This window comes from Pseudomonas sp. TH39(2020) (assembly GCF_016650715.1).
Classification (GTDB): domain Bacteria; phylum Pseudomonadota; class Gammaproteobacteria; order Pseudomonadales; family Pseudomonadaceae; genus Aquipseudomonas; species Aquipseudomonas mandelii_C.
Genome location: NZ_JAEKFF010000006.1, coordinates 881,684 through 905,692, shown reverse-complemented (window position 1 = coordinate 905,692; position 24,009 = coordinate 881,684). Strand labels below are relative to the sequence as shown.

26 protein-coding genes are annotated in these 24,009 nt (G+C 58.6%); 25 read left to right on the top strand and 1 reads right to left on the bottom strand.

Annotated elements, in window-relative coordinates; translation table 11 throughout:
* Nucleotides 1–23 precede the first annotated feature (23 nt).
* The 4 genes from yajC (at nucleotide 24) to JFU47_RS12125 (ending at nucleotide 3,890) form a co-directional block, all read left to right on the top strand.
* Nucleotides 24–362: a preprotein translocase subunit YajC gene (gene yajC, locus JFU47_RS12140; protein ID WP_111450288.1), complete on the top strand. Its 339-nt coding sequence runs from the start codon at nucleotides 24–26 to the stop codon at nucleotides 360–362.
* 63 nt (nucleotides 363–425) lie between these two features.
* A complete protein-coding gene (gene secD / locus JFU47_RS12135; protein ID WP_123368310.1) occupies nucleotides 426–2,294 on the top strand; it encodes a protein translocase subunit SecD in 1,869 nt (622 codons plus the stop codon).
* 9 nt (nucleotides 2,295–2,303) lie between these two features.
* A complete protein-coding gene (gene secF, locus JFU47_RS12130) occupies nucleotides 2,304–3,218 on the top strand; it encodes a protein translocase subunit SecF (RefSeq protein WP_201183170.1) in 915 nt (304 codons plus the stop codon).
* A 120-nt stretch (nucleotides 3,219–3,338) separates the two neighbouring features.
* Entirely contained in the window at nucleotides 3,339–3,890 is a 552-nt protein-coding gene (locus tag JFU47_RS12125) for a glycine zipper 2TM domain-containing protein (RefSeq protein WP_123368311.1), read from the top strand.
* A gap of 251 nt (nucleotides 3,891–4,141) precedes the next feature.
* Here the strand turns inward: JFU47_RS12125 and suhB are convergent, their stop codons facing one another.
* Nucleotides 4,142–4,957, bottom strand: coding sequence for a type III secretion system regulator SuhB (suhB, locus tag JFU47_RS12120; protein ID WP_008147729.1), 816 nt, complete (start codon nucleotides 4,955–4,957; stop codon nucleotides 4,142–4,144).
* Between the two features lie 146 nt (nucleotides 4,958–5,103).
* Here suhB and trmJ point away from each other — a divergent pair, with 146 nt between their 5' ends.
* The 21 genes from trmJ (at nucleotide 5,104) to JFU47_RS12015 (ending at nucleotide 23,884) form a co-directional block, all read left to right on the top strand.
* Nucleotides 5,104–5,874 carry a tRNA (cytosine(32)/uridine(32)-2'-O)-methyltransferase TrmJ gene (gene trmJ, locus JFU47_RS12115; RefSeq protein WP_140683976.1) on the top strand — a complete coding sequence of 257 codons (771 nt, stop codon included), beginning with the start codon at nucleotides 5,104–5,106 and terminating at the stop codon, nucleotides 5,872–5,874.
* Nucleotides 5,875–5,876: 2 nt separating this feature from the next.
* Nucleotides 5,877–6,653: a serine O-acetyltransferase gene (gene cysE, locus JFU47_RS12110; protein WP_140683978.1), complete on the top strand. Its 777-nt coding sequence runs from the start codon at nucleotides 5,877–5,879 to the stop codon at nucleotides 6,651–6,653.
* Nucleotides 6,654–6,890: 237 nt separating this feature from the next.
* On the top strand, nucleotides 6,891–7,382 hold the full coding sequence (gene iscR / locus JFU47_RS12105) for a Fe-S cluster assembly transcriptional regulator IscR (protein ID WP_007903581.1): 492 nt from the start codon (nucleotides 6,891–6,893) through the stop codon (nucleotides 7,380–7,382).
* Between the two features lie 50 nt (nucleotides 7,383–7,432).
* Nucleotides 7,433–8,647, top strand: a complete 1,215-nt coding sequence (locus JFU47_RS12100) for an IscS subfamily cysteine desulfurase (RefSeq protein WP_201183168.1) — start codon at nucleotides 7,433–7,435, stop codon at nucleotides 8,645–8,647.
* 82 nt (nucleotides 8,648–8,729) lie between these two features.
* Complete coding sequence (gene iscU, locus JFU47_RS12095; RefSeq protein WP_003443374.1) at nucleotides 8,730–9,116, top strand: Fe-S cluster assembly scaffold IscU; 387 nt, start codon at nucleotides 8,730–8,732, stop codon at nucleotides 9,114–9,116.
* A 34-nt stretch (nucleotides 9,117–9,150) separates the two neighbouring features.
* Complete coding sequence (gene iscA, locus JFU47_RS12090) at nucleotides 9,151–9,474, top strand: iron-sulfur cluster assembly protein IscA (RefSeq protein WP_007903589.1); 324 nt, start codon at nucleotides 9,151–9,153, stop codon at nucleotides 9,472–9,474.
* An 8-nt stretch (nucleotides 9,475–9,482) separates the two neighbouring features.
* Nucleotides 9,483–10,004 carry a co-chaperone HscB gene (hscB, locus tag JFU47_RS12085; protein WP_123368315.1) on the top strand — a complete coding sequence of 174 codons (522 nt, stop codon included), beginning with the start codon at nucleotides 9,483–9,485 and terminating at the stop codon, nucleotides 10,002–10,004.
* 51 nt (nucleotides 10,005–10,055) lie between these two features.
* Entirely contained in the window at nucleotides 10,056–11,918 is a 1,863-nt protein-coding gene (gene hscA, locus JFU47_RS12080; RefSeq protein WP_201183166.1) for a Fe-S protein assembly chaperone HscA, read from the top strand.
* Nucleotides 11,919–11,920: 2 nt separating this feature from the next.
* Nucleotides 11,921–12,262 (top strand): ISC system 2Fe-2S type ferredoxin, encoded by a 342-nt coding sequence (gene fdx, locus JFU47_RS12075; RefSeq protein ID WP_201183164.1) that lies wholly within the window; start codon nucleotides 11,921–11,923, stop codon nucleotides 12,260–12,262.
* A gap of 14 nt (nucleotides 12,263–12,276) precedes the next feature.
* Entirely contained in the window at nucleotides 12,277–12,477 is a 201-nt protein-coding gene (gene iscX / locus JFU47_RS12070) for a Fe-S cluster assembly protein IscX (protein WP_123368318.1), read from the top strand.
* Nucleotides 12,478–12,569: 92 nt separating this feature from the next.
* Nucleotides 12,570–12,995, top strand: a complete 426-nt coding sequence (gene ndk, locus JFU47_RS12065) for a nucleoside-diphosphate kinase (RefSeq protein WP_007916882.1) — start codon at nucleotides 12,570–12,572, stop codon at nucleotides 12,993–12,995.
* A gap of 28 nt (nucleotides 12,996–13,023) precedes the next feature.
* Nucleotides 13,024–14,172: a 23S rRNA (adenine(2503)-C(2))-methyltransferase RlmN gene (rlmN, locus tag JFU47_RS12060; protein WP_008147747.1), complete on the top strand. Its 1,149-nt coding sequence runs from the start codon at nucleotides 13,024–13,026 to the stop codon at nucleotides 14,170–14,172.
* A gap of 12 nt (nucleotides 14,173–14,184) precedes the next feature.
* Nucleotides 14,185–14,943, top strand: coding sequence for a type IV pilus biogenesis/stability protein PilW (gene pilW, locus JFU47_RS12055; RefSeq protein WP_123368320.1), 759 nt, complete (start codon nucleotides 14,185–14,187; stop codon nucleotides 14,941–14,943).
* On the top strand, nucleotides 14,943–15,971 hold the full coding sequence (locus tag JFU47_RS12050; protein ID WP_201183162.1) for a RodZ domain-containing protein: 1,029 nt from the start codon (nucleotides 14,943–14,945) through the stop codon (nucleotides 15,969–15,971). The genes pilW and JFU47_RS12050 overlap by 1 nt, the downstream gene beginning before the upstream one ends.
* A 3-nt stretch (nucleotides 15,972–15,974) precedes the next feature.
* Nucleotides 15,975–17,084 carry a flavodoxin-dependent (E)-4-hydroxy-3-methylbut-2-enyl-diphosphate synthase gene (gene ispG, locus JFU47_RS12045; RefSeq protein WP_010457850.1) on the top strand — a complete coding sequence of 370 codons (1,110 nt, stop codon included), beginning with the start codon at nucleotides 15,975–15,977 and terminating at the stop codon, nucleotides 17,082–17,084.
* Between the two features lie 24 nt (nucleotides 17,085–17,108).
* Nucleotides 17,109–18,398 (top strand): histidine--tRNA ligase, encoded by a 1,290-nt coding sequence (gene hisS, locus JFU47_RS12040; protein WP_123368322.1) that lies wholly within the window; start codon nucleotides 17,109–17,111, stop codon nucleotides 18,396–18,398.
* Nucleotides 18,399–18,438: 40 nt separating this feature from the next.
* Nucleotides 18,439–19,080, top strand: a complete 642-nt coding sequence (locus tag JFU47_RS12035) for a tetratricopeptide repeat protein (RefSeq protein ID WP_129438184.1) — start codon at nucleotides 18,439–18,441, stop codon at nucleotides 19,078–19,080.
* Nucleotides 19,073–20,224 (top strand): outer membrane protein assembly factor BamB, encoded by a 1,152-nt coding sequence (gene bamB / locus JFU47_RS12030; RefSeq protein ID WP_201183160.1) that lies wholly within the window; start codon nucleotides 19,073–19,075, stop codon nucleotides 20,222–20,224. Before JFU47_RS12035 ends, bamB begins: the two co-directional genes overlap by 8 nt.
* Nucleotides 20,225–20,363: 139 nt before the next feature.
* Entirely contained in the window at nucleotides 20,364–21,833 is a 1,470-nt protein-coding gene (gene der / locus JFU47_RS12025; protein WP_046046039.1) for a ribosome biogenesis GTPase Der, read from the top strand.
* A gap of 123 nt (nucleotides 21,834–21,956) precedes the next feature.
* On the top strand, nucleotides 21,957–23,105 hold the full coding sequence (locus tag JFU47_RS12020; protein ID WP_201183157.1) for a pyridoxal phosphate-dependent aminotransferase: 1,149 nt from the start codon (nucleotides 21,957–21,959) through the stop codon (nucleotides 23,103–23,105).
* Nucleotides 23,093–23,884, top strand: a complete 792-nt coding sequence (locus JFU47_RS12015; protein WP_140683992.1) for an amidohydrolase — start codon at nucleotides 23,093–23,095, stop codon at nucleotides 23,882–23,884. The genes JFU47_RS12020 and JFU47_RS12015 overlap by 13 nt, the downstream gene beginning before the upstream one ends.
* The last annotated feature ends 125 nt before the right edge of the window (nucleotides 23,885–24,009 follow it).

Here is a 24,009-nt window from a genome sequence, read left to right as displayed (position 1 = left end):
AACATTTGCAACTGGAGTGCTAAATGAGCTTTTTTATCTCTAATGCCATGGCTGACGCTGCTGCACCGGCAGCTGCCGGCCCTATGGGTGGCGGTTTTGAGTGGATTTTCCTGGTCGGTTTCCTGGTCATCTTCTACCTGATGATCTGGCGTCCACAGGCCAAGCGCGCCAAAGAGCAGAAGAACCTGCTGAGCAGCCTGCAGAAAGGCGACGAAGTTGTGACCACCGGTGGTATCGCCGGCAAGATCACTAAAGTGGCAGACGACTTCGTTGTTCTGGAAGTTTCCGACACGATCGAAATGAAGTTCCAGAAAGGCGCCATCGCCGCCACGTTGCCAAAAGGCACGCTAAAAGCGATCTAAGTTTCAACTTCTACTCAATCGACGGGGCGCGCAAGGCGCCCCGCGTCATAAGCGGGCGGCGTGATGCTGAACAAATACCCTCTGTGGAAATACATTCTGATCCTGGCGGTGCTGGCGGTCGGTCTGATTTATTCCGCTCCCAATCTATATCCTGATGACCCGGCCATTCAGGTCAGCGGTGCAAGCACTGCGCTGTTGGTCAATCAGGCTGATCTGGACCGTGTGAGCGCTGCGCTCAAGGAGTCCGGGATCAACGTCAAGGCTGCCACTTTGGCCGCCAACGGCAAGGGTGGTCTGATTCGTCTGACCAAGGCTGAAGATCAGCTGCCTGCCAAGGACGTCGTGCGCAAGGCATTGGGTGATGACTACGTCGTTGCACTGAACCTGGCACAAACCACCCCGCAATGGCTGCGCAGCCTGGCCGCGCACCCGATGAAGCTGGGTCTGGACTTGTCCGGTGGTGTGCACTTCCTGCTGGAAGTGGACATGGACAAAGCGCTCGATGCGCGCCTGAAAGTCTACGAAGGCGACGTCAAGAGCCTGTTGCGTAAAGAGAAGCTGCGCTATCGCAGCCTGCCGCAACTCAACGGTGCCATTCAGCTGGGCTTCACTGATGAAGCAGCCCGCGAACAAGCCCGTACGCTGATCCGCAAGAGCTTCAACGATTTCGACATTGTTCCGGCCGACCTCAATGGCCAACCGGTACTGCGTCTGGCGATGACCCCGGCCAAGCTGGCGGAAATCCGTGAATACTCCATCAAGCAGAACTTGACCACGGTACGGAACCGCGTCAACGAGCTGGGTGTTGCCGAGCCAATCGTTCAGCGTCAGGGCGCCAACCGCATCGTGGTTGAGCTGCCGGGCGTGCAGGACACTGCCGAAGCCAAGCGTATTCTCGGCAAGACGGCCAACCTTGAGTTCCGTCTGGCCGCTGAGCCAGGTGCTTCGAAAGCCACTTCCGAAACCTTCGAGTTCCGTGAAGGCAAGCGTCCGCCGGCGCAGATCGAGCGTGGCTTGATCATCACCGGTGACCAGGTCACTGACGCCAAGGCTGGCTTCGGCGAGCACGGCACGCCAGAAGTGAACATCCGCCTGGATGGTCACGGTGGCGAGCTGATGAGTCGTGCGACTCGCAGCAACGTTGGTCGCAGCATGGCAGTGATCTTTATCGAGCAGCGTCCGGTTACCACTTACGTCAAGCAAGTGGTTAATGGCGTCGAGAAAGACGTGCCGGTCCAGACGTTCAAGGAAGAGAAAAAGATCATCAGCCTGGCGACCATCCAGTCGCCGCTGGGTGCTCAGTTCCGCATCACTGGCCTGAACGGCCAGGGCGAGTCGTCCGAACTGGCGCTGCTGCTGCGTGCCGGTGGTCTGGCTGCCCCGATGTACTTCGCTGAAGAGCGCACCATTGGCCCGAGCCTGGGTGCCGACAACATCGTCAAAGGTATCGATGCATCGCTGTGGGGCATGCTGTTTGTCTCGCTGTTTATCATGGCCATCTACCGCTTCTTCGGCATCATCGCCACCGTCGCTCTGGCGGTGAACATGGTGCTGCTGCTGGCCCTGATGTCGCTGCTGGGTGCAACGCTGACCCTGCCGGGTATCGCCGGTATCGTGTTGACCATGGGTATGGCTGTCGACGCCAACGTTCTGATCTTCTCGCGGATACGTGAAGAGATCGCGGCGGGCATGACCGTACAACGGGCAATCAACGAAGGCTTCGGCCGGGCATTCACCGCGATTCTCGACGCCAACCTGACAACCTTGTTGGTCGGCGGGATTCTCTTTGCGATGGGCACCGGTCCAGTCAAAGGTTTCGCAGTGACCATGTCCCTCGGGATCTTTACCTCGATGTTCACGGCCATCATGGTGACCCGCGCGATGGTCAACCTGATCTTCGGCGGTCGTGACTTCAAGAAGTTGTGGATTTAAGGGGCTGCCATGTTACGTACAATCAACTTCATGGGCGTTCGCAACGTTGCGTTCGGCGTCACATTGTTCCTTACCGCACTGGCGTTGTTCAGTGTTGCCACCAAGGGCATGAACTGGGGCCTGGACTTCACCGGCGGTACGCTCATCGAGCTGACCTACGAGCGTCCGGCCGATGTCACCAAGGTGCGTGAGCAGCTGGTTACATCGGGTTATCACGAGGCGATCGTGCAGAGCTTCGGTGCAACCACCGATTTGCTGGTGCGCATGCCGGGTGAAGACCCGCAGCTGGGCCATCAAGTGGCTGAAGCGCTGCTGAAGGTCGGCGGCGATAACCCGGCGACGGTCAAGCGCGTCGAATTCGTCGGCCCTCAGGTCGGTGAAGAACTGCGCGACCAGGGCGGCCTCGGCATGCTGATGGCGTTGGGCGGCATCCTGATCTACCTGGCTTTCCGCTTTCAGTGGAAGTTCGCGATCGGTGCCATCGTTTCGTTGATTCACGACGTGATCGTGACCATCGGTATCCTGTCGTTCTTCCAGATCACCTTCGACCTGACGGTGTTGGCGGCGGTGCTGGCGATCATTGGTTACTCGCTCAACGACACCATCGTGGTATTCGACCGGGTTCGTGAGAACTTCCGCGTACTGCGCAAGGCGACCCTGATCGAGAACATCAATATCTCGACGACGCAAACCCTGCTGCGGACCATGGCGACGTCGATCTCCACCTTGCTGGCGATCTCGGCCCTGTTGTTCTTCGGTGGCGATAACCTGTTCGGCTTCTCCATCGCGCTGTTTATCGGTGTGTTGGCGGGTACTTACTCGTCGATCTACATCGCCAACGTCGTGCTGATCTGGCTGAACCTGAGCACTGAGGATCTGATTCCTGCAGTGGCTACCGATAAGGAAGTCGACGACCGCCCATAACGGCTATCGTTTTCCAGCTGTCGGCCGAAAAGGCGCGAGTGTTGAACTCGCGCCTTTTTTTATGCTCCAAGGCTGGGAGAAGCGCGGGCATGTCCCGCATGTGATGGTCAGGAGGTTCATGTGAACAAGTCGATGCTGGTTGGTGCAGTATTGGGTGCTGTTGGTGTGACGGCCGGGGGTGCTGTTGCCACCTACAGCCTCGTTAAAAAAAGCGGCCCTGAGTATGCGCAAGTTCTAGCCGTTGAACCGGTCAAGACACAAATCAAGACGCCACGTGAAGTATGCAAGGACGTTGCAGTAACCCGGCAAGCGCCGGTGAAAGATCAACACCAGATCGCCGGTACGGTGGTCGGTGCGCTGGCTGGTGGTCTGTTGGGTAATCAGATCGGCGGCGGTACTGGCAAGAAGATCGCCACAGTGGCCGGTGCGGTCGGCGGCGGTTATGCGGGTAACAAGGTGCAAGAAGGCATGCAGGAGCGTGACACCTACACCACGACCCAAACTCGCTGCAATACGGTGAATGACATCAGTGACAAGGTCGTAGGGTATGACGTCCGTTATTCACTGGATGGCAAGGAAGGCAAGGTGCGGATGGATCGCGATCCAGGCAACCAGATTCCGGTCGATAAGGAAGGCAAGCTAGTCCTGGGGCAGAACGAAGAGAACCGCTAAATATTCAGGTTTGAGAGTCAAAAAGAAGCACCCTTCGGGGTGCTTTTTTTTGTGCCTGGATTTTCATGTCGCCAACTATCCCCTGTGGGAGCGAGCCTGCTCGCGAAGGCGTCGTCACATCCGACAATGGTGGTGGCTTATACACCGCTTCGCGAGCAGGCTCGCTCCCACAGTTGATCGGTGATGTTGTTGAGCTCGGATTCCAGGCATAAAAAAAGCACCCCGAAGGGTGCTTTTTTGTGGCTGCTCGCTTAGCGTTTCAGCGAGGCTGGCAGGTGCGGCTGGATGGCCGTCAGTACTGCTTTGAAGCATTTGGTGTTACCGGCAACGACGTGGCCTTTCTCAAGGAAGTCGTGACCGCCGGTGAAGTCGCTCACCAAACCGCCGGCTTCCTGGATCAGCAGGGCGCCTGCAGCCATGTCCCACTCGGACAGGCCCGACTCCCAGAATGCGTCGAAACGGCCGGCCGCTACGTAAGCCAGGTCCAGGCTCGCCGAGCCGGCGCGGCGGATGCCGGCAGTCTGGCCAACCAGGGCGCGGAACATGCCCAGGTAGTTGTCGAGGTTGTCCATTTGGTCATCGCGGAACGGGAAACCGGTACCCAGCAGGGCGCCGTCCAGGCTGGTGCGGCCGCTGACGCGCAGACGACGACCGTTCAGTTGAGCGCCACGACCACGGCTGGCAGTGAATTCTTCCTGGCGAACCGGGTCCAGAACAACAGCGTGTTCCAGGCGACCGCGGTATTTGCAGGCGATGCTGACAGCGAAGTGAGGAATGCCGCGCAGGAAGTTGGTGGTGCCGTCCAGCGGATCGATGATCCACAGGTACTCTTCGCCTTCGCCACTACCAGGGTGCATGCCGGTTTCTTCACCGAGAATGCCGTGGGTAGGGTAGGCCTTGCGCAGCGCGTCGATGATTTTCTGCTCGGCGGCGCGATCCACCTCGGATACGTAATCCTTGGCGTCTTTTTCGTCGACCTTGATGGTATCCAGGCGCTCGATGGAGCGGAAGATCAATTCACTGGCGCTGCGGGCGGCGCGCAGCGCGATATTCAGCATGGGCTGCATGGATGTGTCACCTAAGGTTGTTAAAGAAAGCCGGGCATTCTATCAGAAAGTTTCTACAGGTGAAGGTCAGTGTTCGCTTTCATAGCTTAACGGTAGGTTGAGCTGTAAGATTCTGCTCCCCATTAAAGTGTTCGAGAGCGCCTCCCTTGCTGCAAAACATTCGTGTCGTCCTGGTCAATACCAGCCATCCGGGCAATATCGGCGGGGCTGCGCGTGCCATGAAGAACATGGGCCTGTCGCGGCTGGTGCTGGTCGAACCGCGGTTGTTCCCGCATCACGAAGCCGATGCTCGTGCTTCCGGTGCCGGTGACATCCTTGAAAACGCGCAAGTCGTCGCCACCTTGGAAGATGCCTTGGTCGGCTGCAATCTGGTGCTCGGCACCAGCGCCCGTGACCGTCGCATTCCCTGGCCGTTGCTCGATCCCCGCGAATGCGGAGTGAAGGTTGTGGAAGAGGCCTCGCAGGGTGCTGAGATCGCCTTGGTCTTTGGTCGTGAAGATTCCGGCCTGACCAATGAAGAGTTGCAGCGATGTCATTATCACGTGCACATCCCATCGGACCCTGAGTTCAGTTCGCTGAACCTTGGGGCGGCGGTGCAGGTGTTGAGCTATGAAGTGCGTATGTCCTGGCTCGCGGCCCAAGGTCAGCCGAGCAAGGTCGAGAAGGATGAAGTGGCGTCCACCAAAAGTGGTGAGCTGGCGACCATGGATGAGCTGGAACGATTCTATGAACACCTGGAGCAAACCCTGGTGGCCATTGAATTCCTCGATCCGGAAAAGCCACGGCACTTGATGGCGCGCCTGCGCCGGTTGTACGGACGCAGCTCGGTCAGCCGGGCGGAAATGAATATATTGCGTGGCATCCTCACGGAAACCCAGAAAGCGGCCCGTGGTGAGCTTCTTAAGCGGAAGGATTAAAAATGTTCGAGCGTTTGCGTGAAGATATCCAGAGTGTTTTCCATCGTGACCCGGCAGCGCGCAACGCCTTTGAAGTTCTGACGTGCTACCCGGGCATGCACGCCATCTGGATCCATCGTCTGTCGTCGGCCCTGTGGGGCATGGGCTGGAAATGGCTGGCGCGACTGGTGTCGAACTTCGGTCGCTGGTTGACCGGGATCGAAATTCATCCGGGTGCCAAGGTCGGTCGTCGCTTCTTTATCGACCATGGCATGGGCATCGTCATCGGTGAAACCGCTGAGATCGGCAATGACGTCACTCTTTATCAGGGCGTGACCCTGGGTGGCACCAGCTGGAACAAGGGCAAGCGTCACCCGACTCTGGAAGACGGGGTTGTGGTGGGGGCGGGAGCCAAGGTGCTTGGCCCGTTCACGGTCGGCGCCGGCGCCAAGGTCGGTTCCAATGCTGTGGTCACCAAGGCGGTTCCGGCGGGTGCGACGGTGGTCGGAATTCCGGGTCGGATCATCGTCAAGTCTGACGATGAGCAAGATGCCAAGCGTAAGGCCATGGCCGAGAAGATCGGTTTTGATGCCTATGGTGTCGGTGAAGACATGCCGGACCCAGTGGCTCGAGCCATTAACCAGTTGCTCGATCATCTGCAGGCTGTAGATGGTCGACTTGAAGGGATGTGCGGGGCGCTGAAGGACCTGGGGAGCAATTACTGTGCGAAAGATCTCCCTGAACTGCGCGAAGAAGACTTTGCCTGTGTGAAGGACAAGGATCAGAGCCAGGCCGGCTAAACCGAGTCAACTTCATCGCGAGCAGGCTCGCTCCCACATTGGAATGCGGTCACCTGTGGGAGCGAGCCTGCTCGCGAAGAACGATAACGCGCAATTGCTGGCTGTACGCCGCCAGCCTTTGCTATGATGCGCGCGCTCTTTTGCGGGTAATCCTGACTAAAGTACTAGGTCTTATAGTTGACTTAAATACTCGGGAATTGCATACTCGCCCCATTCTGAACTCCGTGGTAATTGTCCATGCGACTGACTACAAAAGGCCGATACGCCGTGACCGCCATGCTTGACCTGGCGTTGCATGCGCAGCACGGGCCGGTGTCCCTGGCCGATATCTCCGAGCGCCAAGGCATCTCCCTGTCCTACCTCGAACAGCTTTTCGCCAAATTGCGCCGCAGCAATCTGGTGTCCAGCGTCCGTGGTCCAGGCGGTGGCTACCAGCTGTCGCGCGACATGCAGGGTATCCAGGTCGCCCAGGTGATCGATGCGGTAAACGAATCGGTCGATGCAACCAAATGCCAGGGCCAGGGCGATTGCCATCAAGGCGACACCTGTCTGACCCACCACTTGTGGTGCGATCTGAGCCTGCAGATTCACGAATTTCTCAGCGGTATCAGCTTGGCTGACCTTGTCACTCGCCGTGAGGTACAAGAAGTAGCCCAGCGTCAGGATCAGCGCCGTTGCAACAGCAAGGCGCCACGCCTGGACAAGATTGAAGCGTCCGCCGTCGAATGACAGCCAAAGAGCTAGCGGCACGCCAGCCAGCCTGATTTAGGAGATAGTCCATGAAATTGCCGATTTACCTTGATTACTCTGCGACCACCCCGGTTGATCCGCGTGTAGCGCAAAAAATGAGTGAATGCCTGCTGGTTGACGGAAACTTCGGTAACCCGGCGTCCCGTTCCCACGTGTTCGGCTGGAAAGCTGAAGAGTCCGTCGAAAACGCTCGTCGTCAGGTCGCTGACCTGGTCAACGCCGACCCGCGTGAGATCGTCTGGACCTCCGGTGCCACCGAGTCCGACAACCTGGCAATCAAGGGTGCGGCGCATTTCTATGCGACCAAAGGCAAACACCTGATCACCACCAAGATTGAGCACAAGGCTGTCCTCGACACCATGCGCCAACTGGAGCGTGAAGGTTTCGAAGTGACCTACCTCGAGCCTCAGACTGATGGCCTGGTTACACCAGCCATGATCGAAGCAGCACTGCGTGAAGACACCATCCTGGTTTCGGTCATGCATGTGAACAACGAAATCGGCACCATCAACGACATCGCAGCCATCGGCGAACTGACCCGCTCCAAGGGCATCCTGTTCCACGTCGACGCTGCTCAGTCCACCGGCAAGGTCGACATCGACCTGTCGAAGCTGAAAGTCGACATGATGTCGTTCTCTGCCCACAAAACCTACGGCCCTAAAGGCATCGGCGCACTGTACGTGAGCCGCAAGCCGCGTGTTCGCATCGAAGCGACCATGCACGGCGGCGGTCACGAACGCGGTATGCGTTCGGGCACCCTGGCGACCCACCAGATCGTTGGCATGGGCGAAGCTTTCCGCGTAGCCAAGGAAGACATGGCTGCCGAGAACGTGCGCATCAAAGCCTTGAGCGACCGCTTCTTCAAACAGGTCGAAGGCCTGGAAGAGCTGTACATCAACGGCAGCATGACCGCCCGCGTACCGCACAACCTGAACCTGAGCTTCAACTACGTTGAAGGCGAGTCGCTGATCATGGCGCTCAAGGATCTGGCGGTTTCGTCCGGTTCGGCCTGCACCTCGGCTTCCCTTGAGCCTTCGTACGTACTGCGCGCCCTGGGCCGCAACGACGAACTGGCACACAGCTCGATTCGCTTCACCTTCGGCCGTTTCACCACCGAAGAAGAAATCGACTACGCCGCGCAGAAAGTCTGCGAGGCCGTTACCAAGCTGCGCACTCTGTCGCCGCTGTGGGACATGTACAAAGACGGTGTCGACATTTCGAAAATCGAGTGGGCGGCACACTGATTTCAAGTCGCCGCAAACCGGCCCTGTAAACGCAGGTTTCAGGGCTCAAGAGCGACTCTCTGATGAGTGAGGATTAAGAATCATGGCTTACAGCGAAAAGGTCATCGACCACTACGAGAACCCGCGCAACGTCGGCAAGATGGACGCGGAAGACCCTGATGTCGGCACCGGCATGGTCGGCGCCCCAGCGTGCGGCGACGTGATGCGTCTGCAGATCAAGGTCAACGAGCAAGGCATCATCGAAGACGCCAAGTTCAAGACCTACGGTTGCGGTTCGGCTATCGCCTCCAGCTCCCTGGCGACCGAGTGGATGAAAGGCAAGACTCTGGATGAAGCAGAGACCATCAAAAACACTCAGCTGGCTGAAGAACTGGCCCTGCCGCCAGTAAAAATTCACTGCTCCGTACTTGCTGAAGACGCTATCAAAGCGGCCGTTCGCGACTACAAGCAGAAGAAAGGCTTGATCTGACTTTCAAGTTTTGGCGACGAGTAAGGAGTCACCGATGGCTATCAGCATGACAGAAGCGGCTGCTCAACACGTGCGACGCTCCCTCAACGGGCGCGGCAAAGGTGAAGGGATTCGTCTGGGTGTTCGCACCACAGGCTGTTCCGGCCTTGCCTACGTGCTGGAGTTTGTCGACGAGGTGGTTGCAGAGGATCAGGTGTTCGAAAGTCACGGCGAGAAAGTGATCATCGACCCGAAAAGCCTGGCCTACCTGGACGGCACCGAACTCGATTTCGTCAAGGAAGGGTTGAACGAAGGCTTCAAGTTCAACAACCCCAACGTGCGCGGTGAATGTGGCTGCGGCGAAAGCTTCAACATCTGAGGCTTGTCGTGGGTACTCCTTGTCATTTCGCTTTATTTGAGCTGCAACCGAGTTTCAATCTGGACCTCGACCAGCTGGCTACGCGCTACCGTGAGTTGGCGCGCAGTGTTCATCCGGACCGCTTTGCTGACGCTTCCGAGCGTGAGCAACGGTTGGCGCTAGAGCAATCCGCGAGCCTCAACGAGGCCTACCAGACGCTCAAAAGTCCACCCAAGCGCGCGCGTTACTTGCTCGCCTTGAATGGTGGTGAGCTGCCGCTGGAGGTCACGGTGCATGATCCGGAGTTCCTTCTGCAGCAGATGGAACTGCGTGAAGAGCTCGAAGACCTGCAGGACAGTGCCGATCTGGCCGGTGTTGCAGTGTTCAAGCGTCGCCTGAAAACCGCCCAGGATGTACTGAACCAAAGCTTCGCGGCTTGTTGGAATGATGCGGCGCACCGCGAGCAGGCCGAGCGCCTGATGCGGCGCATGCAGTTCCTCGACAAGCTCACCTACGAAGTGCGCCAGTTAGAAGAGCGCCTCGACGATTAACCCAGTGCCGCTCCGGTCGCACGCCTGATATACAGATAAGTCCTGATAACGATGGCCCTACTGCAGATCGCCGAACCCGGCCAAAGTCCTCAACCGCACCAGCGTCGTCTGGCTGTGGGGATCGACTTGGGCACTACCAATTCGCTGGTCGCTGCATTGCGCAGTGGTCTTTCCGAACCCCTGGCTGACGCAGACGGGCAGGTCATCCTGCCGTCTGCCGTGCGCTATCACGCCGATCGTGTCGAGGTCGGCGAGTCGGCCAAACTGGCTGCCGCCACCGATCCCTTGAACACCGTGCTGTCGGTCAAGCGCTTGATGGGTCGTGGTCTGTCCGACGTCAAGCAATTGGGCGACCAACTGCCGTACCGCTTCGTCGGCGGCGAGTCGCACATGCCGTTCATCGACACGATTCAGGGCCCGAAAAGCCCGGTCGAAGTTTCCGCCGATATCCTGAAAGTGCTGCGTCAACGCGCCGAAGCGACGTTGGGTGGCGAACTGGTGGGCGCGGTGATCACCGTTCCGGCCTATTTCGACGATGCTCAGCGTCAAGCCACCAAGGATGCGGCCAAACTGGCCGGTCTGAATGTGCTGCGTCTGCTCAATGAGCCGACCGCTGCCGCTGTGGCCTACGGTCTGGATCAACACGCCGAAGGCCTGGTTGCCATTTATGACCTGGGTGGCGGCACCTTCGATATTTCGATTCTGCGCCTGACCGGCGGTGTGTTTGAGGTTTTGGCTACCGGCGGCGACAGCGCGCTGGGCGGCGATGACTTCGACCATGCAATCGCTGGCTGGATCATCGAGAGCGCCGGTCTGTCCGCCGACCTCGATCCGGGTGCACAACGCAATCTGCTGCAAACCGCTTGTGCGGCCAAAGAAGCTCTGACCAATGCCTCGACCGTTGAAGTCGCTTATGGCGACTGGAAAGCCGAGCTGACCCGTGAAGCCTTCAATGCGCTGATCGAGCCAATGGTTGCCCGCAGCCTGAAAGCCTGTCGCCGCGCTGTGCGTGATTCCGGCATCGAGCTGGGCGAAGTGCATGCGGTGGTCATGGTGGGCGGTTCGACCCGTGTGCCTCGCGTTCGCGAAGCGGTCGCAGAAGCCTTCGGTCGCGAGCCGCTGACCGAAATCGATCCGGATCAAGTGGTAGCCATTGGTGCTGCGATCCAGGCCGATACATTGGCTGGCAACAAGCGCGATGGCGATGAGTTGCTGTTGCTTGACGTGATTCCGTTGTCCCTGGGGCTGGAAACCATGGGCGGACTGATGGAGAAGGTGATTCCACGGAACACCACCATCCCTGTCGCCCGCGCTCAGGACTTCACGACGTATAAAGATGGCCAGTCGGCCATGGCGATCCACGTATTGCAGGGCGAGCGCGAGCTGATCAGCGACTGCCGCTCCCTGGCGCGCTTCGAATTGCGCGGCATTCCGGCGATGGTGGCCGGTGCGGCGAAGATTCGCGTGACCTTCCAGGTCGATGCCGACGGTCTGCTCAGCGTCGCGGCACGCGAACTGGGTTCGGGCGTTGAGGCCAGCATCCAGGTCAAGCCGTCCTACGGTCTGACGGATGGCGAAATTGCCAAGATGCTCAAGGATTCGTTCCAGCACGCCAATGACGACAAGGTCGCTCGTGTGTTGCGTGAACAGCAGGTCGATGCCCAGCGCCTGATCGAAGCGGTGCAGGGCGCCCTCGATGTTGATGGCGAGCGTTTGCTCGACGCCGAAGAGCGCATGGTCATCGAATTGCAGATGCAGGAGCTGACCGAATTGATGAAAGGCACCGATGGTTACGCCATCGAGCAGCAGACCAAGCGTCTGTCGCAAGTGACCGACGCCTTTGCTGCCCGCCGCCTGGACTCGACGGTGAAAGCCGCGCTGGCGGGGCGCAACCTGAATGAGATTGAGGAATAACGATGCCGCAGGTCATTTTTCTGCCACACGAAAAGTTTTGCCCGGACGGCATGGTTGTGGAAGCTGAGCCCGGTATATCCATTCTCGAGCTGGCCCATGAACACCATATCGAGATGGAAAGCGCCTGTGGCGGCGTCTGCGCCTGCACTACCTGCCATTGCATCATCCGCGAAGGTTTCGACTCGCTGGAAGAGGCGGATGAGCTGGAAGAAGACTTTCTTGATCGTGCCTGGGGTCTGGAGGCGCAATCGCGTCTAGGCTGTCAGGCGATCGTCGGGACTGAAGACCTGACCGTCGAAATTCCGAAATACTCGGTCAACCATGCGGCTGAAGCGCCGCACTGATTCAAGGAACTGAAATGAGTCTGAAATGGGTTGATGTGCTGGAAATCGCGATCCAATTGGCTGAGTCCAAGCCGGATGTGGATCCGCATTATGTGAACTTCGTCGATCTGCACAAATGGGTGCTGGCATTGCCGGAGTTCAGTGATGATCCGACCCGCGGTGGCGAGAAGGTGCTTGAAGCCATTCAGGCCGCCTGGATCGAAGAAGCAGACTGAGTCTGCGCCGTATGCAGTTAGGCAATACCAAAGAACCCGCGTATAATTCGCGGGTTTAATTTTTCGCAAATTACCGTTTCTGGAGTTACACCATGGCTGTTCAACGTACTTTCTCCATCATCAAGCCTGACGCTGTTGCAAAAAACGTTATCGGCGAGATCACCACTCGTTTCGAAAAAGCTGGCCTGCGCGTTGTAGCTTCGAAACTGAAGCAACTGTCCAAAGCTGAAGCTGAAGGCTTCTACGCTGAGCACAGCGCTCGTGGTTTCTTCGGTGACCTGGTTGCTTTCATGATCTCCGGTCCGGTTGTCGTTCAGGTTCTGGAAGGCGAAAACGCTATCGCTCTGAACCGTGAGCTGATGGGCGCTACCAACCCTAAAGAAGCTGCAGCCGGTACCATCCGCGCTGACTTCGCTGACTCCATCGATGCCAACGCTGTACACGGTTCGGACTCCGAAGCCGCTGCTGCTCGCGAAATCTCGTACTTCTTCGCAGCTACTGAAGTAACCACTCGCTAAGCATTGGCTTAAGAGTGAAGGTGAATCCATGACTACATCGACTGTAAAAACCAACCTGCTGGGTCTGACTCAGCTGGAAATGGAAAAATTCTTCGACTCAATCGGGGAGAAGCGTTTCCGTGCCGGTCAGGTAATGAAATGGATTCACCACCTTGGCGTCGATGATTTCGACGCCATGACGAACGTCAGCAAGGCCTTGCGCGACAAGCTCAAGGTTATTGCCGAGGTTCGCGGTCCTGAAGTGGTCAGCGAGGACATCTCCACCGACGGCACCCGTAAGTGGGTGGTGCGCGTGGCGTCCGGTAGCTGCGTCGAGACCGTGTACATTCCCCAGGGCAAACGCGGCACTTTGTGCGTTTCGTCCCAGGCAGGCTGTGCCCTGGATTGCAGTTTCTGCTCCACCGGCAAGCAAGGTTTCAATAGCAACCTCACCGCCGCCGAAGTCATCGGCCAGGTGTGGATTGCCAATAAATCGTTCGGCAGCATCCCGGCGACCGCCGACCGTGCCATCACCAACGTGGTGATGATGGGCATGGGTGAGCCGCTGCTGAACTTCGACAACGTCGTGGCTGCCATGCATCTGATGATGGATGACCTGGGCTACGGGATCTCCAAGCGCCGCGTAACCCTGTCTACCTCGGGTGTGGTGCCGATGATCGATGAGCTGTCCAAGCACATCGACGTCTCCCTGGCGTTGTCCCTGCACGCACCGAACGACGCATTGCGTAACCAATTGGTGCCGATCAACAAGAAGTATCCGCTTAAGATGCTGCTCGAGTCGTGCCAGCGCTACATGTCGTCCCTGGGCGAGAAGCGCGTATTGACCATCGAGTACACTTTGCTCAAGGACATCAACGACAAGGTCGAACACGCGGTCGAAATGATCGAGTTGCTCAAGAACATCCCGTGCAAGATCAACCTGATTCCGTTCAACCCGTTCCCGCATTCCGGTTACGAGCGCCCGAGTAACAACGCGATTCGTCGTTTCCAGGATCAGCTTCACCATGCCGGCTTCAATGTCACCGTACGCACCACCCGCGGTGAAGACATCGACGCCGCGTGTGGCCAATTGGTAGGACAGGTGCTGGATCGCACCCGTCGCAGCGAACGTTATATCGCCGTGCGCGAGTTAAGCGCCGAAAACGATATCGCAACAAACGCTGCGAACAATAATTAAGAGAGGATCTCTATGTCCCTGCGCTTCGCGCTGCTTTTGCTGTTGGCCAGCCTGTGTGCTGGCTGTGTCCTGTCGGGCGATTTCAACCCGATGAAGACCAGCAAGGGCCGCGATGAAGCGCGCGTTGCCTATGTGCAGCTGGGCTTGGGGTACTTGCAGCAGGGCATGACCGAACGGGCGAAAGTACCGTTGAAGAAAGCGCTGGATCTGGATGACTCGGATCCGGATGCCAACGCTGCGCTGGGTCTGGTATTCCAGGCCGAGATGGAGCCGGAGCTGGCGGATCAGCATTTTCGCAAGGCGCTGTCTTCCCGCCCCAACGATGCGCGAATCCTGAACAACTACGGCAGTTTTCTTTTCGAAGAGAAACGCTACAAAGAAGCTTACGAGCGCTTTGAACAGGCCGCCGCCGATACCTTGTATCCTGAGCGTTCGCGGGTGTTCGAGAACCTCGGAATGACCGCTTCAAAGCTGGGGCAGCGTGATCTGGCGCAGCAGCAGCTGGAAAAATCCCTGCGTTTGAATCGCCAACAGCCACGTGCATTGCTGGAAATGGCTGAGTTGTCCTTCGAAGACAGGCATTATGTGCCCGCGCGTGACTATTACGATCGTTTTAGCCTGCTCACCGAGCAAAATGCACGTAGTCTATTGCTCGGCGTTCGGCTGGCAAAAGTGTTTGATGATCGCGACAAGGCCGCCAGTTTTGGCCTGCAACTAAAACGACTCTATCCCGGTACGCCGGAATATCAGCAATACCTGTCGGAGCAATGATGAAAGCGGCGCATCCCGAAGTTGTAGCAGCGAATCGCGTTAATCCCGGTGAAACTTTACGCCAGGCCCGCGAAAGCAATGGCTGGTCGCTGGCCGAAGTGGCCCTCAAGCTCAACCTCACCGTCAATTCCCTGAGCAATCTGGAAGCCGGCGCTTTCGACAAGCTGCCTGGGCATACCTTTGCTCGCGGTTATATTCGCGCCTACGCGAAATTGCTCGGCATGGATCAAACCGTACTGGTCCAACAGTTCGACCAATCCACCGGCACTGACTCCCAGGGCAGCAACGTTCATAGCCTGGGACGTATCGAAGAGCCGGTTCGGGTTTCCCACACCATTTTGCGAGTTGTCAGCCTGCTGTTGCTGTTCGCAGTGATTGGTGGTGGTTTTATTTGGTGGCAGGATCAGACCTCATTGCGCACCAAAGACCTGACTAGCCTGAGCCCGGAACACGTTGAAGTCGAAGGCGCTGACGGCACCACCCAGATCCATCCGCTGGACGAGCCGGAAGACCAGGCTGTCGCGGAAGGTCAGGTTGATGGCACAACCGCTCTTGCGTTGCCGCAAGCCGAGACGTCGGCTGAAGCGCCGGCCGAAGGTGAAGCGACTGCGCCTGCTGCACCGGTTGCACCAGCGCCAACGTCCGCTACACCTGCGCATAGCACTGCTCCGGTTGTCGCGACTCCGGCCGCGACATCCCCGACTGCTCCTGTTGTATCGACCCCGCCTGCGAGCGCCTCGGTTACTCCGACCATTCCCGCTCCAGCAGCGGCTGCTCCGGTTGCTGGCCAGGGTCAGGTTCAACTGCAATTCACTGCTGATTGCTGGACGCAAGTGACGGACGGCACCGGCAAGGTGCTGTTGAGCGGTCTCAAGCGAAAAGGCGAAAACGTTTCTGTCAGCGGCAAACCGCCGTTTTCCGTGCGTCTGGGCTACGCCCGTGGCGCGCAGATCAGTTACAACGGTCAGGTGGTTGATGTTGCTCCATTCACCAGTGGCGAGACTGCTCGCCTGAAGTTGGGTCAATAAGTCATGCACGGCGAATCTCCAATCAAGCGTCGCGAATCCCGCAAGATCTGGGTCGGTAACGTGCCCGTTGGCGGCGATGCACCTATCGCTGTGCAGAGCATGACCAACAGCGACACCAACGACGTCGCCGCCACCGTGGCCCAGATCAATCGTCTGGAAGCTGCTGGCGTCGATATCGTGCGAATTTCCGTGCCCGACATGGATGCCGCTGAAGCCTTCGGCAAGATCAAGCAACTGGTCAAAGTACCTTTGGTTGCCGACATCCACTTCGACTACAAGATCGCTCTGCGCGTAGCCGAACTCGGCGTTGACTGCCTGCGAATCAACCCGGGCAACATCGGTCGCGAAGACCGCGTGCGTGCGGTAGTCGATGCCGCCCGTGATCGCGGGATTCCGATCCGCATCGGCGTGAACGCCGGTTCCCTGGAAAAAGACCTGCAAAAGAAATACGGCGAGCCGACTCCGGCTGCGCTGGTTGAATCTGCCCTGCGTCACGTCGAGCACCTTGAACGTTTGAACTTCCAGGACTTCAAGGTCAGCGTGAAAGCTTCCGACGTGTTCATGGCCGTCGCCGCTTATCGCTTGCTGGCCAAGGAAATCGTCCAACCGCTGCACTTGGGCATCACCGAAGCCGGTGGTTTGCGTTCAGGCACGGTGAAATCCGCCGTGGGCCTCGGTATGCTGCTCGCCGAAGGGATTGGCGATACTATTCGCATCTCGTTGGCGGCCGACCCGGTCGAGGAAGTGAAAGTCGGCTACGACATTCTCAAATCCCTGCATCTGCGTTCCCGTGGCATCAACTTCATCGCCTGCCCGAGCTGCTCGCGGCAGAACTTCGATGTGGTCAAAACCATGAACGAGCTGGAAGGGCGCCTCGAAGACCTGCTGGTGCCGCTGGATGTCGCGGTCATCGGTTGCGTGGTCAACGGACCGGGCGAAGCCAAGGAAGCCCATATCGGCTTGACCGGCGGCACGCCAAACCTGATTTACATCGATGGCAAGCCGTCGCAGAAACTGACGAATGACAATCTGGTGGATGAGCTTGAACGCTTGATCCGCCAGAAAGCGGCCGAAAAGGTCGAAGCTGACGCAGCAGTCATTGCGCGCGGCTAAGTCGAACGAATTTAAGGATTTATAGTGAGCAAGTCTCTGCAAGCCATACGTGGCATGAACGACATCCTGCCCGAGCAGACCCCCCTGTGGCGTCATTTCGAAGGCACCGTCTCGCGTTTGCTGGATAACTACGGTTACAAGCAGATCCGCATGCCGATCGTCGAGTTCACCGAGCTGTTCAAGCGCTCCATCGGTGAGGTGACCGACATCGTCGAAAAAGAGATGTACACCTTCGACGACCGCAACGGCGACTCCCTGACCCTGCGCCCCGAAGGCACAGCGGCCTGCGTGCGTGCGGTGCTCGAGCACGGCATCACCGGCGGCGGTCAGGTACAGAAACTCTGGTACATCGGCCCGATGTTCCGCCACGAACGTCCGCAGAAAGGCCGTTATCGCCAGTTCCACCAGATCGGTTGCGAAGTCTTCAACCTCGACGGTCCGGACATCGATGCCGAGCTGATCGTGCTGACCTGGCGCCTGTGGGGCGAGCTGGGCATCCGTGATGCGGTCAAGCTTGAACTCAACAGCCTGGGCACTGCCGAGTCGCGCGGCCGCTACCGTGAAGCGCTGGTCGAGTTCCTGTCCGCGCATCTGGACAAGCTGGACGAAGACAGCCAGCGCCGTCTGAAGACCAACCCGCTGCGGGTTCTGGATACCAAGAACGCCGATACCCAAGCGATCCTGGTCGACGCGCCAAAAATGGCCGAATACCTGGATGAAGAATCCCGCGTGCACTTCGAGGGCCTCAAGGCTCGCCTGGACGCCGCCGGCATTCCTTACGTGATCAACCCGAAGCTGGTTCGCGGGCTGGATTACTACAGCAAGACCGTTTTCGAATGGGTCACCGACAAGCTGGGCGCCCAAGGCACCGTGTGTGCCGGTGGTCGCTACGACGGTCTGGTGGAACAAATGGGTGGCAAGCCGACCCCTGGCGTTGGTTTCGCCATGGGTATCGAGCGCCTGGTGCTGTTGCTTGAAACCCTGGAGCAGATCCCGGAAGAGATTTCCCGTCAGGTCGACGTCTACCTCTGCGCCTTCGGTGAGGCCGCCGAGTTGGCCGGTCTGGCCCTGAGTGAACGTGTTCGTGATCAATTGCCCAACCTGCGCCTGCAAGTGAATGCTGGCGCCGGCAGCTTCAAAAGCCAATTCAAGAAAGCCGACAAGAGCGGTGCGTTGTACGCGCTGATCCTCGGTGACGACGAAATGGCCCAGCAAGTGGTAGGTTTCAAACCCCTGCGTGGCCAGGGCGAACAACAAAGCATTGCCTGGGATGCGCTTGCTGCACACCTGGCCACCTGCGTCGTGCAGGGTTGAAGCTGTCAAACAGCCGATTTAGCGATTAAGGAGTATTGGGGTGTCGAGTACCGAAGACGAACATCTGGCGGATTTGAAGGACTGGTGGACACGCAACGGCAAGCCCCTGGTCACTGGCGGCCTGTTGGCGCTGGTCATCGTGTTCGGCTGGCAGGCCTTTCACAAGTATCAGAGCAATCAGTCGCAAGGCGCCTCGATGCTCTATCAGCAACTGCTGGAAACCACGCTGACGCCAGACGGCAAGCCTGATGCCGCCCGTGTTGCGGACCTGGCCGGCAAGCTCAACAGCGAGTTCGGCGGTAGCGCTTACGCGCAGTACGGCAGCCTGTTTGTGGCAAAAGTTGCGGTCGACAGCGGCAAGCTGGATGACGCAGCCAGCGAGCTGAAAGCCATTGTTGCCAAACCGGCCAACCCGGCGCTGGGCGAAATTGCTCGTCAGCGTCTGGCGCAGGTGCTGGCCGCGCAGAACAAGGCCGATGAAGCCCTGAAACTGCTCGAAGGCGATGCCGATAAAGCATTCCTGGCCACTCGCGAAGAACTCAAAGGCGACCTGCTGGTGCAGTTGGGTCGTACCGACGAAGCGAACACGGCGTATCAAAAAGCCAAGGCGGCACTGTCGGATGAAGCGGCAGTGGGTGGCTTACAAATCAAGCTGGACGACCTGGCTAAAGGGGATGCGTGACGTGATTCGTTGGAAACATGCAGCATTGCTGGCTCTGGCCATATTGGCCGCGGGTTGCAGCAGCAACAGCAAAAAAGAATTGCCGCCGGCCGAGCTGACCGACTTCAAAGAAGAAGTGGTTCTGCACAAGCAGTGGAGTCGTTCGATCGGTAACGGTCAGGGCGAAACGTATAACATGCTGGTTCCGGCAATCGAAGGCGATACCATCTATGCCGCCGACGTCACCGGTGTGGTGATGGCGATGGATCGCAGCAATGGCGACGTCAAATGGAAGAAGGACCTTGAACTGCCTGTTTCCGGCGCCGTTGGCGTGGGTTACGGTCTGGTCATGTTCGGTACGATCAAGGGTGAAATCGTTGCCCTGGACGCCATCAACGGTGAAGAGAAATGGCGCGCTCGCGTGTCCAGTGAAGTCCTCGCACCGCCGGCTAACAACGGTGATGTTGTTGTCGTTCAGACTCAGGATGACCGTCTGATCGGTCTGGATGCCGCTACCGGCACCCAGCGCTGGTTGTATGACAGTACTCCGGCGGTATTGACCCTGCGCGGCACCAGTGCGCCGATCGTCACCAACCGCCTCGCGGTGGCTGGCCTGTCGACCGGTAAAGTGGTCGCTCTCGATATTTCCAACGGCGTGCCGGTGTGGGAACAACGGGTAGCGATTCCACAAGGTCGTTCGGAACTGGAGCGCGTTGTCGATATCGACGGCGGCCTGCTGCTTTCCGGCGAAACGCTGTATGTCGCCAGCTACCAGGGTCGCGTTGCGGCACTGGACCTGCAAAGCGGTCGTCAGCTTTGGCAGCGTGATGCTTCCAGCTATGCCGGTGTCGCCCAGGGTTTTGGCAGCGTCTACGTGAGCCTGTCTTCGGGCACCGTTGAAGGCGTCGACGAACGTTCCACCACAGCTTTGTGGAGCAACGATTCGCTGGCCCGTCGTCAACTGTCGGCTCCGGAAGTGTTCTCCAGCTATGTTGCAGTCGGTGATATGGAAGGTTACCTGCATCTGCTGAGCCAGGTGGACGGTCGTTTCGTCGGCCGCGAGCGCATCGACAGCGATGGCCTGCGTGCCCGTCCGCTGGTGGTGGGTGACACGATTTATCTGTATGGCAACAGTGGCAAACTGGAAGCCCTGACCATTAAGTAAAGGTTTGACTATGCTTGGGGTTAAACCCCAGGCAGCCCCGTTTGACGGGGTTCGCAGCGCCCTCAAGCGCTGCCCCGAGCACCAGCCGCTGCCTCGCAGCGGCTTTTGTATTTTCTGAAATAACGAAGTGGAGAGCCGCATGGTTCCCGTAATCGCCCTGGTGGGCCGACCGAACGTCGGCAAGTCCACCTTGTTCAACCGCCTGACCAGGACTCGCGACGCCATCGTTGGCGACTTGTCCGGTCTGACCCGTGATCGCCAATACGGTGAGGCCAAGTGGCAAGGGCGTTCCTACATTCTGGTCGACACCGGCGGTATCTCCGGTGACGAGCACGGTATGGACGAAAAAATGGCCGAGCAGTCGCTGCTGGCCATTGAAGAAGCGGATGTCGTTCTGTTCCTGGTAGATGCCAAGGCCGGTTTTACCGCCGCCGACCAGATGATCGCCGAGCATTTGCGCAAACGTAACAAGCGTTCTTACGTGGTTGCCAACAAGGTCGACAACATCGACCCTGAAATGGCCCGCGCCGAATTCGCCCCGTTGGGCATGGGCCACGCGATCCCGATCGCCGGTGCTCATGGTCGTGGCATCACCCAGATGCTGGAAATCGCCCTGAGCGACTTCCCGAAAGACGATGACGAGCTGGAAGAAGGCGAGGAAGAGATCGTTGCCGAAGGTGAGGAAGCCAAGCGCATTCCTGGCCCTAGCGAAAAAGACGGGATCAAGATCGCGATCATCGGCCGCCCGAACGTCGGCAAGTCGACCCTGGTCAACCGGATGCTCGGTGAAGACCGGGTCATCGTCTATGACGAGCCCGGCACCACCCGCGACAGTATCTACATCCCGTTCGAGCGTAACGACGAGAAGTACACGCTGATCGACACCGCCGGTGTGCGCAAGCGCGGCAAGATCCACGAAGAAGTCGAAAAATTCTCCGTGGTCAAGACCCTGCAGGCGATCAAAGACGCCAACGTGGTGATCTTTGTGATGGACGCCCGCGAAGGCGTGGTCGATCACGATCTCAACCTGCTGGGCTTCGCCATTGAGTCGGGTCGTGCGCTGGTGATCGCGATCAACAAGTGGGACGGCATGACGCCGAGCGAGCGCGACTTCGTGAAGGTCGAGCTGCAACGTCGACTGTTCTTCGTTGATTACGCCGACATTCACTTCATCTCGGCCCTGCACGGCACGGGCGTGGGCAACCTCTACGCCTCCGTACAGAACTCGTTCAAGTCTGCGGTCACCCGCTGGCCAACCAACCGCCTGACCACGATTCTGGAAGATGCGGTGGGTGAGCACGCACCGCCGATGGTCAACAACCGCCGGATCAAGCTGCGTTATGCCCACTTGGGTGGCGCGAACCCGCCGATCATCGTGATTCACGGTAACCAGATCGAGAAAGTGCCGAAGTCTTACGTGCGCTATCTGGAAAACACTTATCGTCGTGTCTTGAAGCTGGTCGGTACGCCGATCCGCATCGAGTTCAAGGGCGGCGAGAACCCGTACGAAGGCAACAAGAATTCGCTCACCGACCGTCAGGTCAACAAGAAGCGTCGGATGATGTCGCACCACAAGAAAGCCGACAAGAAGCGCCGCGACAAGCGCTGATTCAGGTTTTTCCCGTGGAATGAAGAGGGCGCCAATGGCGCCCTTTTTCATGCCTGTCGTTTGGGCTATTCTCGGGCTCTCCCGCGCCGCCGTTAGAGCCGGGTGTAGAGCAGGGAATCACCGATGATCACCAGTAAGCTGCCGAATGTCGGCATCACTATCTTCACTCAGATGTCTCAGCTCGCGGCGCAAACCGGGGCGCTGAACCTGTCCCAGGGTTTTCCCGACTTCGATGCCCCGCAGGCCCTGTGCGATGCGGTCGGTCGGCATATCGCCAATGGCCATAACCAGTATTCGCCGATGACCGGCCTTCCGGCATTGCGTCAGCAGATTGCGGCGAAGATCGCCCGCAGCTACGGCGTCAATGTGGATGTCGACCATGAAGTGACCGTCACTCCCGGCGCAACCCAGGCGATCTTCTGCGCCATTCAGGCGGTTATCCGAAGCGGCGACGAAGTGATCGTGTTCGATCCGGCCTACGACAGTTATGAGCCCTCGGTTGAGCTGGCCGGCGGTCGTTGCGTTCACGTGCAGTTGGGCCTGAATGACTTCGCCATCGACTTTCAGAAGCTGGGTGAAGCCATTACGCCGCGCACGCGGATGATCATCCTCAACACCCCACATAACCCAAGCGGCGCGCTGATCAGTCGTGCCGAGCTGGATCAGCTGGCGGCGTTGATTCGCGACCGCGACATCTATGTCATCAGTGATGAGGTCTACGAACACCTGGTGTTCGATGGCGTGCCCCACGTCAGCGTGCTGAATCACGAAGAGCTGTATCAGCGGGCTTTCGTGGTCAGCTCCTTTGGCAAGACCTATCACGTCACTGGCTGGAAAACCGGCTACGTAGTCGCACCTCCGGCCCTCACAGCGGAGCTGCGCAAGGTTCACCAATACGTCAGTTTCTGCGGTGTAACGCCGCTGCAATATGCCTTGGCCGACTACATGGCCGAGCACCCGGAACACGTTGAAGAATTGCCGGCTTTCTATCAGGCCAAGCGCGATCTGTTCTGCGATCTGCTGACGCCGTCGCGCTTCAGTTTCACCCGAGTGACCGGCACGTATTTCCAATTGGTCGATTACTCGCAGATCCGCCCGGACCTCAATGATGTCGAGATGGCGTTGTGGATGACCCGCGAACATGGCGTGGCGAGCATCCCGATCTCGGTGTTCTACCAGACCCCGCCCGAAGGCCAGCGCCTGGTGCGCTTGTGCTTCGCCAAACGCGAGGAGACCCTGCGTGAAGCAGCGGCAAAACTATGCGTGATCTGAGTGCACTGCCCAATCTGAACATTGCGCTGATCCAGACCACCCTGGCCTGGCACGATCGTCAGGCCAATCTGGAGCATTTCGAGCCGTTGCTGGAACAGGCTCGCGGCGCTGACCTGATCATCCTGCCGGAGATGTTCACTACCGGTTTCTCGATGGAGTCCGAGACCCTCGCCGAGTCGGAAAACGGTCCCACCCGCAAATGGCTGCGGGTTCAGGCGGCAAAACTGGATGCGGTGATCACCGGCAGCATCATCGTCCAGGTGGCTGACGGCAGCCATCGCAATCGCCTGTTGTGGGCGCGGCCGGACGGGGAGGTGTGGCACTACGACAAGCGCCATCTGTTCCGCATGGCCGGAGAGCACAACCACTTCACCCCCGGTGAGCGTCAGGTGCAGTTCGAACTCAAGGGGTGGCGAGTGCGGCCGCTGATTTGCTACGACCTGCGCTTCCCGGTCTGGAGCCGCGATGCTCAGGACACCGATTTGTTGCTGTACACCGCCAACTGGCCGGGGGCACGGCGTCAGCACTGGAACCGTTTGCTGCCAGCGCGGGCGATCGAGAACCTGTGTTATGTGGCGGCGGTGAATCGCGTTGGTACTGACGGCAAAGGGTTTGCGTATACCGGTGATAGCCAGGTGCTGGATTTCCAGGGGGAGACATTGCTCAGTGCGGGCGAAGCGGATGGCGTGTTTAAGGTCGTTCTGAATGCTGCGGACCTGCAAGCCTATCGCACGCGATTCCCGGCGAATCTGGATGCCGATACGTTCGAGTTCACCTGAGACTTTCGCTGTCTGCCCCGCTCTCTTCGCGAGCAGACTCGCTCCCACATCTGATCATGGTGAACACAGATTTTGCGTACACCAACAATCCACTGTGGGAGCGAGCCTGCTCGCGAAGAGGCCAT